This window comes from Streptomyces pseudovenezuelae (assembly GCF_001513955.1).
In the GTDB taxonomy this organism is placed as follows: domain Bacteria; phylum Actinomycetota; class Actinomycetes; order Streptomycetales; family Streptomycetaceae; genus Streptomyces; species Streptomyces pseudovenezuelae.
In genome coordinates, this window is sequence record NZ_KQ948144.1 from 97,875 (window position 1) to 111,583 (window position 13,709).

Genomic DNA, 13,709 nt, shown 5'->3' on the forward strand with positions numbered 1-13,709 from the left:
TCGGGGAGTTCACGTGATGCGCGGGGTCGTACTGGTCACCGGTGTGATGGCGGCCGGGAAGTCGACGGTCGCGCAGGCGCTGGCCGAGCGGCTGCCGCGGGCGGCGCACGTCCGCGGGGACCTGTTCCGGCGGATGATCGTGTCGGGGCGCGAGGAGTACACACCCGGGGCCTCCGAGGACGCTGCCGCCCAACTTCGCCTGCGCTACCGGCTGTCGGCGGCGACGGCGGACGCGTACGCCGAGGCCGGGTTCACGGCGGTCGTGCAGGACGTCGTCCTCGGCGAGGACCTGACGGCGTACGCCGGACTGGTCCGGACCCGGCCGCTGTACGTCGTCGTCCTGGCGCCGGACCCCAGGACCGTGGCGGCCCGGGAGGCCGGCCGGGCGAAGACGGGCTACGACGGCGGGGCCTGGACGATCGCCGCGCTGGACGAGGCGCTGCGGGAGTCGACCCCGCCGATCGGCCTGTGGCTGGACACCTCCGCGCAGACCCCCGCGCAGACGGTGGAGGCGATTCTCGCGGGGCGGGAACGCGCGAGGGTGCCCTGACGTCTCCTTGGTACGGGGGCGTTGTCAGTGGTGGCGCGTAGTGTTTCCAGCAGTGGGGGACGAGCGCAGGCCCGACGGGTTCGCCGTGCCGTGCCCGGCCAGGGGACTGCGTACGAAGCACACGGGGGAACCATGAGCGCGACCGATGCCGCCGTAGCGGCGATCAGACTGACCGAGGACGAACTGCAGCCCTACATCTCGCACGCCTCGACCCGCCGCTGGCTCAGCGGCCCCGGACTGCCCCTCGACAGCGACCTGTTCACCTTCGAGGAGCTGCGCAGGGAGGGCCTGCGGACGGTGGCGGACGCGACGGGCGACCCGGCCGGACGGCTCAGCGAGGAACTGCGCGACCAGCTGGTGATCGGCGGACTCACGGACCTGCACGGCAGGGAGACGGAGTCGGTCCTGCTCGACGGGGTCACCGGCGAGGTCTCGACGACGGCGTTCTTCCACACCCGCCCCGACCTCATGGACCGCACCCCCCTGGCCCCGTCCCTGCCCACCCTGGTCCGCTTCGCGACGGCCACGGACGAACTGACCGAGGTCCGCGGCCAGTTCGCCGCGTACGCCGGCCGCTTCGGTCCCACGGCCGTGGAGGACGCCACCCGTCAGCTGCTGACGGTCTTCGAGGAGGGCACGGGCGGCGAGGTCCCCACCTTCTGGAAGATCGCGGCCCTGATCCGCCCCCTGACCCTGGTGGCGGGCCCGGGCACGGACTCCGGCCTGGCCCTGGACCTCCCGCCGCGCCTTCTGGACCAGGAGTTCGGCCGCAGCCACGTCGTGCGCTTCGAGGACATCGACTTCCCGTCCACCCTCACGCACGCCCCGACCCGCCGTTTCCTGGCCGAGACGGGCCTGCCCGAGGACGGCGTCCTCTTCCACACCGACCCGGACGCCCCGCTCCCGACCCTGGCGGAACACCGGGCCGAGCAGCTGACCGCCCTCCCGCCCCGGGCCGGCCACCTGATCGTCCTCGGCCACCTGATCGAGGACAACACCCTGGTCGTCGACGGCGAGACGGGCGGCGTCCTGAACTGGAGCGAGCGCGAGGGCACGCTCCACCCCCTGAACACCGACATCTCCACGCTCGCCTTCACCCTCTGGCTGCTGAACCGGGAGCGCCGGATAGACGAGTCACTGGCCCACGAACTGACCAACACGCTCTACGTCCAGGTCGCCAAGACGATGATCCGGGCCCTGTCCACCATCGACCCCACGGGCACGACGACGGACGCGGACTGGCACTACTGGACGGAGCTGTTCCAGGACGAGGTGGGCGGGGTGCTCTGACCGGCGTCCCGCCGCAGGGTGGCCGAGAGGTGATGCTGCAGAGGCTGCCCGACAGCCGCGAGGTCGTGGACGAAGGTGAAGGAGTCGCCGTCCCCGTCGGCCAGGGTGTAACGGCGACGGGTGGCGGTCACCTCCTTGGCGGTGGGGGTGAGCGCCACGGAGTGCGTGGCGAGATCGACCGCTCCCTCCTCCACCTGCCCGACGAGGATCTCGGTGACGCCGGTGGGCTGGGTCACCAGCGCCTCCACCCGGCCGTCCGGCTGCAGCCGCCACCACCCGCTCTCCCGGGCCGCGGGCCGCACCGGCACCCCGTCACCGTCGACCAGCCAGGCCCGCGCCTCGTACCGGAGGAAGGGCCGCCCGTCATGACTGAAGCGGACCTCCTGCGCGTACGCGAAGTCGCCGTCGAGCGTCGGATACCCACCTCGGCCCCGACCGCGCCACACCCCCAGAAACCCGAGCACAGGCCCGAGCAGCGCGTGGGGAGCAGGCACCTGCTCCCCCCGCAGCGCATCGGGAAAGGGAGACCCCACCACACCGTCGACCACGCCCGCACTCCTCCACACTCACGACCACTACCGCCGCAAGCGTAGGGCGCCGCGCAGGGGAAGGGGGCGGCACCTCGAACGAGACGCCGCCCCCTCCCGGGGCCGGAGGCTGCCATGCCTGTGATCGCTACGTGGGGGTCGTCTCTCAGCGCCGGACGGCCGTCGGCACGGTGGCGGTGCCGTTCAGGCAGTGGTCGAGGAGTGCGTGCATGCGCGGAACGGGCAGTGCCGGGTTGGACGCAGCGCCCTCGGCGGTATGGGGGTCGGCGAGGAGGGGCTCCAGGGCTTCCGGTGACAGGCCCGGGTTGGTGGCCGCTGCCTGGCGCACCGACGCGTCGGGGTCCTCCACCGGGGGGTCGGGCAAGGCAGGGTCGGCTGCGGCCAGGGCCCGGACCTCGGGATCCGGGTAGTCGATGAGGTGAGCCCGGCCGGTACGGGGGAACGCGGGCAGGTCCAGCAGGTGCGGACGGTGGGCCGGGCGGGTGACGAAGACATCCAGGAGGAGGTGCGACGGAGCCAGCGGGTGGTGGCAGGCCAGCCGGATCCTCACCTCCTCGTCGTCGTCCTGCGCGAGCGCCTCGGCGAGTTCCGCCGACAGTCCCGGCCAACTTGCCGCAACCCGGCGGAGCACCGCTTCCTCGGACACCGCACAGGATGCGAACCAGTCGGGTGATGGCCCGACGGCCGGATCGACATTCGACTCGGTGAACGGCTCGCCGATCGGACAGGTGCAGTCAGGACCGTGCCCGATGACCTGGTCGATCGCCCTGTACTCCGCCCAGGTACGGGGGAAGGGGTGGAGGCGCGCACACGTCCGCACGTACTCGACCGGGTCCGACCTCAACTCCGCCACCAGGTCCGGTCCCACGTCGGGCCGGGCGGCAACCGACGCGCGGACCTCCGCGTCGGGGTGGCGGGCGAGCCGGGCGAGGGCGTAGGCCGGGGTGTGTGGGTTCCGGGCCATGGGGAGCACCGTGCCGTCCGCGAAACACTGCTCGACGAGCGTGGGGGACAGAGCACACGTGCTGAACACGAATCCGTTGCGCGAGCCGAAGGACGGCAGTCCGGCCTCCACCCGTTCCGGGTCCAGCGCCCAGTTCCTGTCCTGCGCCGCTTCACGGACCCCGGGGTCCGGATCGTCGAGCAGCGCCGCCCGCTGTGCCGGCGTGAGGGACTGCCACCTCCACGTGGCCACCATCCGGAGTTCGGGGTGCTCGTGGCCGGCGATGGAGCGGAAGAAGGACAGCGGGATCTGCCGGGACGAATCGAGCTCACCGATGATCTCCTTCGCGGTGAGCTTGCCGTCCTCGCCCCCGTCCTGGGCCATCAGGAGGGTCACGAGGATGTCGTCCGGCAACGGTCGGACCCGTTGGGGGTAGTGACGGGGGCCGGAGGCGAGCCGCGCGCGGACGATCCCCGACGGGTCCGACGCCAAGGGGGTGAGCCGCGCCGGGTCGACGTACCGGTTGCGGGCGAGCGCGCGGCGGATGACTTCGGACGGATGGTGCAGGGCAGCGTCGATGACGGCGTCGGGCAGGTCACGGCCCTCGCACATCAGCAGGCCGGCGTCACCGGCCGCTGGGCCCAACAGGCGTACCAGCACGTCGGAGGGCGCTGCCGGATTGAAGGCGATGCCGCGCAGCCAACGTTCGTGCAGGGAGTCGGACATCGCGTCATCCTGTCACCTCAACGGAGACGGACGGACTATAAGCGGTGGGGTGGCTCAGGCAGGGTTGCCCCACCTGCTTTCGCTGTCGGGTTGGTCGAGATAGAAACGATCAGGATCAAATATTGATTGATCAGATTAATTCAATGTCGGTCATTCTGGTCAATGTTGGACGTAAGTTTTGATTCGATATCTCAGATGAAATTGATCGAATTTAACATGTGAAAATCGCCCCCGCTGTGGGTTACCGTCGTCTAAGGCATCGTCCGAGTTCAGGCTGTGCCTTCTTGGTGATGTCTGTCGATAACTCATGGAGGGGCTTGCATGTCTTTGAAGGGTTTCCTTATTCGTACGGCTGGAGCGGCGACAGCGTCGCTGCTGGCTCTCTCAGGCGCTGTTGCGTTGGCGCCAGCAGCCGCAGCCGAGCCGCTCTACTGCGGGTCTAGTGAATACGTGGATCACATCTCGGTTGAGCGCTGGACCAGCGGAGAATTCAAGATCAAGGTGACTCCGAAGAGTGCCGCGCGTTGGGCACCTGATCCTCATGCAGCTACCGTCTCCGAGTGGCATGCGGTACAGAACTGCGTGTCGGGGCTCTACGGTGGACTCGCGGACAGCATTTGGGACCAGCTTGAATGCCATCAGTATCTGGCGGCCGTGCCGGCTAAACCGTCCAACTGGTCGAGTGACAGCTTCTGGGCCACAGGCGGAACCTACGACTTGGAGAGCTGGCGAGGGACGTTCACCTCTGACTATCCGACCTGGTACAGCTCCCATTGTGGGAACGAGTACGGCTCTGATCCTGTCGGGGTGAGCCTGGGTGCTTATCGGCCTGACACGGGACAGCTCGATCTGCAGCTACCAACAGACGTTGCCTAAGGTCAAGCGTAACTGAGACGGCAACTGAGACTGACGCTTCATGAGGCGGCACCCCAGAGGGGTGCCGCCTCATGCTTTTGCCTGGTCAAGCCGGTAGAGGCCGTGGCGGGAATCGAACCCGCGTAACTCGCTTTGCAGGCGAGTCCCTGAGCCACTCGGGCACACGGCCGGGGTGACCCGGTGACTTGACCGTAGGGGGGTGTGGGGGGTGGTTCAAGGGTGTCGTGGGGGCTGCAACGGGACTGCCATACGCCGTTCATGAACGGGCGGGACCGGCGGTGGTCGTACGACCAAGGTCTCAGGGCGAGGCATGCTTTTGACAGGGGCCAACGGGGGCTGTGGACCTTACTCTGGCGGGCATGGCAGTCCTGGAACCGCGTGACGCCGGTGTCACCGACGACCCTGAGGTCCCGTCCGTCCATGAGGGGGAGGAGGGGGTGCTGGGGCGTTCGTACCGGGCGCTGAGCATCGGCATCGTGTCCGTCGTGCTGCTGATCGCGTTCGAGGCGACCGCCGTGGGGACCGCGATGCCGGTCGCCGCCCGGGAGTTGGACGGGGTCGCGCTGTACGCCTTCGCGTTCTCCGGGTACTTCACCACCAGCCTGTTCGGGATGGTGCTGGCCGGGCAGTGGGCGGATCGGCGGGGGCCGCTGGGGGCGTTGAGCAGTGGGATCGCCGCGTTCGCCGCCGGGTTGCTGCTGTCCGGGACCGCCGGCGCGATGTGGCTGTTCATCCTTGGGCGGGCCGTGCAGGGGTTCGGGGGCGGGCTGGTCATCGTGGCGCTGTACGTCGTCGTCGGCCGGGCCTATCCGGAGCGGCTGCGGCCCGCGATCATGGCGGCGTTCGCGGCGGGCTGGGTGGTGCCGTCGATCGTGGGGCCGCTCGCGGCCGGGGCGGTGACCGAACACCTCGGGTGGCGGTGGGTGTTCGTCGGGATTCCGGTCCTGGTCGTCTTCCCGCTGGCCCTCGCGCTTCCCCAGATACGGCGGCGGGCCGCGGGTCCGGTGGACGGCCGTGCCCCCGGTGACGCGGACCGGCGCCGCATCCGGCTCGCCCTCGGCATCTCCCTCGGCGCCGGGCTCCTCCAGTACGCCGCCCAGGACCTGCGCCCCCTCTCCCTGCTCCCCGGCCTCGCGGGCGTGGCGCTGCTCGTGCCTGCCGTGCTCGGACTGCTTCCGCGCGGGACGTACCGGGCGGCACGCGGGCTGCCCTCCGTCGTGCTGCTGCGCGGGGTCGCCGCGGGGTCCTTCGTGGCCGCCGAGTCCTTCGTGCCGTTGATGCTGGTCACCCAGCGAGGGCTGTCGCCGACGCTGGCCGGGTTCTCGCTCGCGGCGGGCGGCGGGACCTGGGCGCTGGGATCGTGGGTGCAGTCGCGGGCGCGCGTGGAGCCGTACCGGGAACGGCTGATGACCGCCGGGATGGTGCTGGTCGCGGCCGCGATCGCCGCCGCGCCGAGTGTGCTGATCGACTCCGTGCCGGTCTGGACCGTCGCCGTCGCCTGGGGCTTCGGCTGCTTCGGGATGGGGCTGGTGATCTCCTCCACCAGCGTGCTCCTGCTGCACCTGTCCGCCCCGCAGGAGGCCGGTACCAACTCCGCCGCCCTCCAGATCTCCGACGGTCTGTCGAACGCCGTCCTACTGGCGGCGGGGGGTGCGGGGTTCGCGGCGCTGGGCGGCGGGACGGTGAGTCATACGGTGACGGGGGCGTCCGGGGTGCAGCATCCGTCGGCGTTCGCCGCGGTGTTCCTGCCGATGGCGGGGGTGGCCCTGGTGGGGGCGTGGGTGACGACCCGGCTGCATGCCCGCACGGGGTCGCCCCACGCATGAGCGGCCTCCACCGGACTTGGCCCCACCGGAGCTGGTCCCGCCGGGCGTGGCCTCCACCGGGCTTGGCCTCCGCCGGACGCGGTCCCCACGGGCTGTGGCCCCTATCGGACGTGGTCCCCATTAGCAGCGACCCTCACCGGACGTGGCCTCCGCCGGACGCGGTCCCCGCCGGACGTGATCCCCACTGGCAGCGCCCCCTACCGGGTGTGGCCCTTATCGGACGTGGCCCCTACTGGACGCGCTCCCCATGGGCTGTGGTCCCTATCGGACGTGGTCCCCACCGGACCCAACCCCCACCGCCCAGGCCCCCTCACCGCCCCCACCCCCCAACAAACCCAACCCGTCTGCCCCCAACATCTGCCGGCCCGTCCGGTCGGGCTCACCGCGACCCGGATCCACCGCGACCCGGATCCACCGTGCCCCGGGCTCACCGTGACCCGAGCCCACCATGACCCCGGCCCACTGTGACCTCGGTCCCACCCGCCGCCGCCCCGGCCCCGTCCGCGCGGTGGTGGTGGCGGGCCGCCGGTAAGGTGACCCGGTCGTCATACACAGCCGAAGAGACAGCCCAGCCGCTCGACCCCGACGGAGACCGTGACTACCACCGCCGCCTCCTCCCATCACCTTTCCCCCGCCTTCCCCGGCCGGGCCCCCTGGGGTACCGCCAGCAAGCTGCGAGCGTGGCAGCAAGGGGCGATGGAGAAGTACGTCCAGGAGCAGCCGCGAGACTTCCTGGCCGTCGCGACGCCGGGGGCCGGTAAGACGACCTTCGCGCTCACGCTCGCGTCCTGGCTGCTGCACCACCATGTCGTGCAGCAGGTGACGGTCGTCGCGCCGACCGAGCATCTGAAGAAGCAGTGGGCCGAGGCGGCGGCGCGGATAGGGATCAAGCTGGATCCCGAGTACAGCGCCGGGCCGCTCGGCAGGGACTACCACGGAGTCGCCGTCACCTACGCGGGTGTGGGCGTACGGCCCATGCTGCACCGCAACCGGGTCGAGCAGCGCAAGACCCTCGTCATCCTCGACGAGATCCACCACGCCGGTGACTCCAAGTCGTGGGGCGAGGCCTGCCTCGAAGCCTTCGAGCCGGCGACGAGAAGGCTCGCGCTCACCGGTACGCCCTTCCGGTCCGACACCAACCCGATCCCCTTCGTGACGTACGAGGAGGGCAACGACGGGATCCGCAGGTCGGCCGCCGACTACACCTACGGGTACGGCAACGCGCTCGCCGACCACGTCGTGCGGCCCGTCATCTTCCTGTCCTACAGCGGGCAGATGCGCTGGCGGACCAAGGCGGGCGACGAGATCGCCGCGCGGCTCGGCGAGCCGATGACCAAGGACGCGATCAGCCAGGCCTGGCGTACGGCCCTGGATCCGCGCGGTGAGTGGATGCCGAGCGTGCTGCGCGCCGCCGACCAGCGGCTGACCGAGGTCCGGAAGGCCATCCCGGACGCCGGCGCCCTTGTCATCGCCTCCGACCAGGAGTCCGCGCGCGCCTACGCCAAGCTGATCCGCGAGATCACCGGCAACAAGGCGACCCTCGTCCTGTCCGACGAGGCCGCCGCGTCCAAGCGGATCGACGACTTCAGCGCGAGCAACGACCGGTGGATGGTCGCGGTGCGCATGGTGTCCGAGGGCGTCGACGTGCCGCGGCTCGCCGTCGGGGTGTACGCCACCACCATCTCCACGCCCCTCTTCTTCGCCCAGGCCGTCGGCCGTTTCGTACGGTCCCGGCGGCGCGGCGAGACCGCCTCCGTGTTCCTGCCGACCGTGCCCGACCTCCTCACCTTCGCCAACGAGATGGAGGTGGAACGGGACCACGCCCTCGACAAGCCGAAGAAGGAGGGCGAGGAGGACCCGTACGCCGAGTCCGAGAAGGAGATGGAGGAGGCGAACCGGGAGGAGGACGAGGACACCGGCGAGCAGGAGCAGTTCGCCTTCGAGGCGCTGGAGTCCGAGGCCGTCTTCGACCGCGTCCTGTACGACGGCGCCGAGTTCGGCATGCAGGCGCACCCGGGGAGCGAGGAGGAGCAGGACTACCTCGGGATTCCGGGGCTGCTGGAACCGGACCAGGTGCAGCTGCTGCTCCAGAAGCGGCAGGCCCGGCAGATCGCGCACAGCCGCAAGAAGCCGGACACCGAGGCGGACCTGCTGGAGCTGCCGGCCGAGCGGCGGCCCGTCGTCTCGCACAAGGAGATGATGGAGCTGCGCAAGCAGCTCAACACCATGGTCAGCGCGTACGTCCACCAGAGCGGCAAACCCCACGGCGTGATCCACACCGAGCTGCGCCGGGTGTGCGGCGGACCGCCGAGCGCGGAGGCCACGGCCGGGCAGCTGCGGCAGCGGATCGCCAAGGTGCAGGAGTGGGCCACCCGGATGAGGTGACCCGCGGCCCGTGAGGCGACGCGGGTCCCGGGTGAAGGTGACGCGCGGCGCCGCTCGTGTCGTGGCCGCGGACCGCACGTACCAGGACAAACGGAGTGGTCCGTACCGGCTACTGCCCGGATTCTGGACGGAGGCTTCCGCTGAGCGAACCCCCTTCGCTACTGTCCCGCTACGCACACGCCCCGTGGCAGCGCCGCCGCGGAGCGCAGCCGTGAAGCGACGCGGCCCGGAAAGAGACCGGGCCGCCGGCCGATCGGCGGCCTCTGAAGCGCGTCGCCGACGGGACTCGGTGACGCACCGCCGCTCGGAGGTTGCCGACCTCACCACTTGGAGGAGTGGGCGTCGTGACCGCGGAGACCTCTCAGACGCTTGACCGGGGACTGCGTGTCCTCAAACTTCTGGCCGACACGGACCACGGGCTCACCGTCACCGAGCTGTCCAACAAACTGGGCGTGAACCGGACCGTGGTGTACCGGCTGCTCGCCACGCTGGAGCAGCACGCCCTCGTACGGCGTGATCTCGGCGGGCGGGCCCGGGTGGGACTGGGCGTGCTGCGCCTCGGACGACAGGTGCATCCGCTGGTGCGGGAGGCCGCGCTGCCCGCGTTGCGGTCGCTCGCCGAGGACATCGGGGCGACGGCTCATCTCACGTTGGTGGACGGCGCCGAGGCGCTGGCCGTGGCCGTCGTGGAGCCCACGTGGACGGACTATCACGTGGCCTATCGGGCCGGGTTCCGGCATCCGCTGGACCGGGGCGCCGCGGGCCGGGCGATTCTCGCGGCCCGGCAACAGGGGTTCGGGGAGCCGGGTTACATGCTGACGCACGGAGAGCTGGAGGCCGGCGCGAGCGGGGCCGCCGCTCCTCTGCTCGGGGTCACCGGGGTCGAGGGCAGCGTCGGGGTCGTGATGCTGGCGGACGCGGTGCCGGAACGGGTGGGACCGCGGGTGGTGGACGCGGCCCGGGAGGTCGCGGAGGCACTGCGCTGAGCGCAGGCACCGTCCTCGGCGGCGGCCCCCGCGGGGACCGCCGCCCCACGCGTCAGCCGCCCACCGGACCGAGCCCCGCCAGCACCCTCAACTGCAGCCACAGCAAAAGCCGTTCGTCGGGGTCGTCCAGGTCGATTCCGACGTGCCGGCGCACCTGCTTCAGCCGGTAGCGGCAGGTGTTCGGATGGACGGCGAGCAGGCGTGCCGCCGCCGCGATGTCGCATCCGGCGTCGAGCCAGCAGATCAGTGTGCGGGCGTGGTCGGTGCCGTGCTCACCGTCGTACGCCAGCACCCGCCGCCAGGAGCCTTCCGCCAACTCCCGTCGTCCGGCGAACACTTCGGTCAGGCGCAGCAGTGTCACCCGTGGCCGTACCTCGTCGACCGTGGCCACCGGGAGCGAGGGCCCGAGCACCCGCAGCACCAGATCGGCGTCCGCCCGTGACCCGGCCACCTCCCCGAGTCCCGCCACCATCTCGCCGAGCCCGGCCCGCACCGGCACCCTGAGCGCCTGCCCGGCCCGCGCCACGATCTCCTCCGCCAGCCGCCGGTGGCGGACCCCGGGTGCCGGCAGCAACGCGTACACCACCCCGTCCAGCAGCACACACGCCTGCCGCCCGTACCGCGCCTCGCACCGCAGCCGTACGACCTCCAGCAGCCGCAGCCCGGTCTGTTCGGCGTCCGGGAGGCCGGCCTCGTCCAGGGCGAAGGCCGCCACCCGCACCGGGCCCTCGACCCCCAGCCGGGCGGCGGACGTCGCCGGGTCCGCCGTACCGTCCAGCACCCGCCGCAGCAGGTCGCCGCTGCGGTGCCGGGCCAACTCCCTTGCCGCACGCGCCCGCAGGAGCAGCAGGGCCGCCGTGGACGCCCCCTGGGCGAGGGTCTCCTCCGCGTCCGCCGCGAGCGTGCCGTCGTCGACGACCCACACCGATCCGAGGGTCTCCCCGCCGGCCCGGACGGCGACCGCGAGGCGCGGCAGGACGCCGTCGCGCAGCGCGGGCAGCCGTACCGGGCCGGCGGCCGCGAACAGCTCCCGGTACTGCTCGGTGTTCTCCACGTCCGCCGGCACCTGGAGGCCCAGGATGCCCTGGCGGCGGTCCTCGTCGACCGGCTGGCCGGGGACGGTGGAGTAGGCGAGGATCCGCCGGCGCGGGTCCTCCACGGCCGCAGCCCCACCGGTCGCCGCCGCGATGGCGTCGGTGAGCGCGAAGAGGTCGTCGTGGCCGCCCGTGGACGGGACCGGCCGGGCGCCGATCGCCGAGGCCAGCAGCAGGTGCGCCCGGTGCCAGGCGGTGTCCTCGGCGACGGACAGCAGCGCCACACCGTACGTTCGCGCCTCGGCCGTGGGCCCGTCCGGGCCCCGGACCACCAGGCCGGTCATCCCGGCCTCCGCGGCCGCCCTCGCCAGCGGCCCGGCGGCTGCCGCCCGCACCCCGACCGCCAGCAGCAGCGCGCCCGGCACCCGGGGGAGCGGCGCGTGGGGGTCGTGGAGGAGGACCTCCGTGACCGGGGCGGTGAGTCCGGCGGGAGCGGTGTGCAGGCGTACGGCGGTGCCGCCGACCACGTCCAGGAGGTCCCCCAGGGTGCAGGTGTCCAAGGGTGCCTCCGGAGGATGTCTTGTCCGATCCGTAAACGAACGTACGGGGATGTTGTGCGCCCGTACAACCCACGCCGGCCGAACGGCCCCGAGACTGGGCACATGACCGGAGTGAGCATCCGTACCGTCCACGACGTCGCCGGCCTCGCTGCCGTCAGCGCCTACTTCGGCGAGGTCTGGCGGACCCCGCGCACGGCCCCGCCCTACCCGGCCGAGGTGCTGCGCAGCCTGGTCCACGCGGGCGGCGCGGTGCACGCGGCCCTCGACGGGCAGCGCCTGGCCGGGGCCTGTGCCGCCGTGTTCGGGCCACCGGGCTCGCGGGAGGCGTACTCCCTGGTCGCCGCGGCGGAGCCCGGGCTCGGGCAGGCGGTGAAGCAGGCACAGCGCGCCTGGGCGCTCGGTCTCGGCGCCCGCACCATGCGCTGGACCTTCGACCCGCTGGTCGCCCGCAACGCCCGTTTCAACCTGGCCAAACTGGGCGCGGCCGGCACCGAGTACCTGGTCGACTTCTACGGCCCGATGCGGGACGGCGTGAACGCCGGCGACGAGAGCGACCGGCTGACGGTGACCTGGGACCTGGCGGCGCCCGCGGGGCCGTACGACCCGGGTGACCGGGAGGCCGCGCCCGCCACCCACCGCGCCCCCGACGGAGAGCCCCTCGCCCGCCGCGACCTCGCCGGCCTGCACGTCTGGTGCCGGGTCCCGGACGACGTCGTCAGGCTGCGGGCCGCCGACCCGGCGCTCGCGCTGCGCTGGCGGCGGGCCGTGCGCGAGGTGTTCACGGAGGCGTTCGCCCAGGGGTTCCGGGCGACGGGCATGTCCAGGGACAGCTGGTACACACTCACCAGAAAGGCCGCGGTATGAAGCTGGAGCGCGTCGAGGTCGTCCATGTGGCGATCCCGCTGGTCAGCCCCTTCCGGACCTCCTTCGGCACGATGACCACGAAGGACACCTTCCTGCTGCACGTCGTCACGGACACCGCCGAGGGCTGGTCGGAGTTCGCCGCGGACCCGCAGCCGCGGTACTGCTCGGAGTTCGTGGCGGGCGCCGAGCTCGTGCTGCGGGACTTCCTGGTGCCGAGGGCGGCGGCGCTGCCCGCGCTCACGGCCGCGCTCGTCGGGCCCGCCGTCAGCGGGATCAAGGGGCACGAGCTGGCGAAGGCCGCTTTGGAGACGGCGGTGCTCGACGCGGAGCTGCGGTCGTACGGCATGCCGCTGGCGGTCTACCTGGGCGCGGTGCGCGAACGGGTGCCCGCGGGGGTGTCGGTGGGGATCAAGGAGTCCGTGCCGGAGCTGCTGGACGACGTCGAGCGCTATCTCGCCGAGGGCTACGTCCGGATCAAGCTGAAGATCGAGCCGGGCTGGGATGTCGAGCCGGTACGGGCCGTGCGCGAGCGCTTCGGCGCCGCTCTGCCCCTCCAGGTCGACGCCAACACGGCCTACACCCTCGCGGACGCGGAACACCTGCGACGCCTCGACGAGTTCGGGCTGCTGCTGATCGAGGAGCCCCTGGACGAGAACAACCTCTACGGCCATGCGCGCCTGCAGAGCCGTCTCGCCACCCCCGTCTGCCTCGACGAGTCCCTGCACAACGCCCGGGACACCGCCGCCGCGATCGCCATGGACGCGTGCCGGGTGGTCAACGTGAAGCCCGCGCGCGTGGGCGGCTATCTGGAGGCCCGCCGCATCCACGACGTGGCCCGCGCGCACGGCGTGCCGGTGTGGTGCGGCGGCATGCTGGAGACGGGAGTCGGCCGCGCCGCGAACCTCGCCCTGGCGGCTCTGCCCGGCTTCACGCTCCCCGGCGACACCTCGGCCTCCTCCCGCTACTTCGCCGAGGACATCACCGAGCCGTTCGTCCTGGTGGACGGCCACCTGCCGGTCCCGCGCACCCCGGGGATCGGCGTCGAACCGCTCCCCGGGGTCCTACGGCGTTTCACGCGCGCGCGACGGGAGCTGTACCGGGCCTGACCGGCTCGTGGCCGG

10 protein-coding genes and 1 tRNA gene are annotated in these 13,709 nt (G+C 71.9%); 7 read left to right on the forward strand and 4 right to left on the reverse strand.

Features of this window, described 5'->3' with window-relative positions:
* The first annotated feature begins 16 nt into the window (after positions 1-16).
* Positions 17-550: an AAA family ATPase gene (locus AQI94_RS00370; RefSeq protein WP_031041637.1), complete on the forward strand. Its 534-nt coding sequence runs from the start codon at positions 17-19 to the stop codon at positions 548-550.
* Positions 551-682: 132 nt separating this feature from the next.
* The gene (locus tag AQI94_RS00375) at positions 683-1,840 is read left to right on the forward strand and encodes an SUKH-4 family immunity protein (RefSeq protein WP_031041636.1); all 1,158 of its coding nucleotides are present in this window, start codon (positions 683-685) and stop codon (positions 1,838-1,840) included.
* On the opposite strand, the gene AQI94_RS00380 is transcribed toward AQI94_RS00375, so the two are convergent.
* The 3 genes from AQI94_RS00380 to AQI94_RS00390 form a co-directional block, all read right to left on the reverse strand.
* Positions 1,795-2,373, reverse strand: a complete 579-nt coding sequence (locus tag AQI94_RS00380) for an FABP family protein (RefSeq protein ID WP_107064224.1) — start codon at positions 2,371-2,373, stop codon at positions 1,795-1,797. The genes AQI94_RS00375 and AQI94_RS00380 overlap by 46 nt on opposite strands.
* 160 nt (positions 2,374-2,533) lie before the next feature.
* Entirely contained in the window at positions 2,534-4,057 is a 1,524-nt protein-coding gene (locus AQI94_RS00385) for a hypothetical protein (RefSeq protein WP_031041633.1), read from the reverse strand.
* A gap of 973 nt (positions 4,058-5,030) precedes the next feature.
* A tRNA-Cys gene (locus AQI94_RS00390) sits at positions 5,031-5,102 on the reverse strand.
* Positions 5,103-5,292: 190 nt separating this feature from the next.
* Here AQI94_RS00390 and AQI94_RS00395 point away from each other — a divergent pair.
* From AQI94_RS00395 to AQI94_RS00405, 3 genes are all read left to right on the forward strand, one after another.
* A complete protein-coding gene (locus AQI94_RS00395) occupies positions 5,293-6,759 on the forward strand; it encodes an MFS transporter (protein WP_031041631.1) in 1,467 nt (488 codons plus the stop codon).
* A gap of 594 nt (positions 6,760-7,353) precedes the next feature.
* Positions 7,354-9,144, forward strand: coding sequence for a DEAD/DEAH box helicase (locus tag AQI94_RS00400; RefSeq protein WP_031041626.1), 1,791 nt, complete (start codon positions 7,354-7,356; stop codon positions 9,142-9,144).
* 344 nt (positions 9,145-9,488) lie between these two features.
* Positions 9,489-10,130: an IclR family transcriptional regulator gene (locus AQI94_RS00405; protein ID WP_031041623.1), complete on the forward strand. Its 642-nt coding sequence runs from the start codon at positions 9,489-9,491 to the stop codon at positions 10,128-10,130.
* Positions 10,131-10,182: 52 nt separating this feature from the next.
* Here the strand turns inward: AQI94_RS00405 and AQI94_RS00410 are convergent, their stop codons facing one another.
* On the reverse strand, positions 10,183-11,724 hold the full coding sequence (locus tag AQI94_RS00410) for a PucR family transcriptional regulator (protein ID WP_031041620.1): 1,542 nt from the start codon (positions 11,722-11,724) through the stop codon (positions 10,183-10,185).
* 102 nt (positions 11,725-11,826) lie between these two features.
* On the opposite strand from AQI94_RS00410, the gene AQI94_RS00415 reads away from it, so the two are divergent.
* Both AQI94_RS00415 and menC read left to right on the forward strand, forming a co-directional pair.
* Positions 11,827-12,588 carry a chorismate synthase gene (locus AQI94_RS00415; RefSeq protein WP_031041616.1) on the forward strand — a complete coding sequence of 254 codons (762 nt, stop codon included), beginning with the start codon at positions 11,827-11,829 and terminating at the stop codon, positions 12,586-12,588.
* Positions 12,585-13,694 (forward strand): o-succinylbenzoate synthase, encoded by a 1,110-nt coding sequence (gene menC / locus AQI94_RS00420; RefSeq protein ID WP_031041613.1) that lies wholly within the window; start codon positions 12,585-12,587, stop codon positions 13,692-13,694. The genes AQI94_RS00415 and menC overlap by 4 nt, the downstream gene beginning before the upstream one ends.
* Positions 13,695-13,709: the final 15 nt, after the last annotated feature.

What these genes read in the sequence shown, in the direction of transcription:
- menC (WP_031041613.1), top strand. Translation starts at nt 12,585, where the DNA reads ATGAAGCTGGAGCGCGTCGAGGTCGTCCATGTGGCGATCCCGCTGGTC.
- AQI94_RS00385 (WP_031041633.1), bottom strand. Translation starts at nt 4,057, where the DNA reads ATGTCCGACTCCCTGCACGAACGTTGGCTGCGCGGCATCGCCTTCAAT.
- AQI94_RS00375 (WP_031041636.1), top strand. Translation starts at nt 683, where the DNA reads ATGAGCGCGACCGATGCCGCCGTAGCGGCGATCAGACTGACCGAGGAC.
- AQI94_RS00370 (WP_031041637.1), top strand. Translation starts at nt 17, where the DNA reads ATGCGCGGGGTCGTACTGGTCACCGGTGTGATGGCGGCCGGGAAGTCG.
- AQI94_RS00415 (WP_031041616.1), top strand. Translation starts at nt 11,827, where the DNA reads ATGACCGGAGTGAGCATCCGTACCGTCCACGACGTCGCCGGCCTCGCT.
- AQI94_RS00395 (WP_031041631.1), top strand. Translation starts at nt 5,293, where the DNA reads ATGGCAGTCCTGGAACCGCGTGACGCCGGTGTCACCGACGACCCTGAG.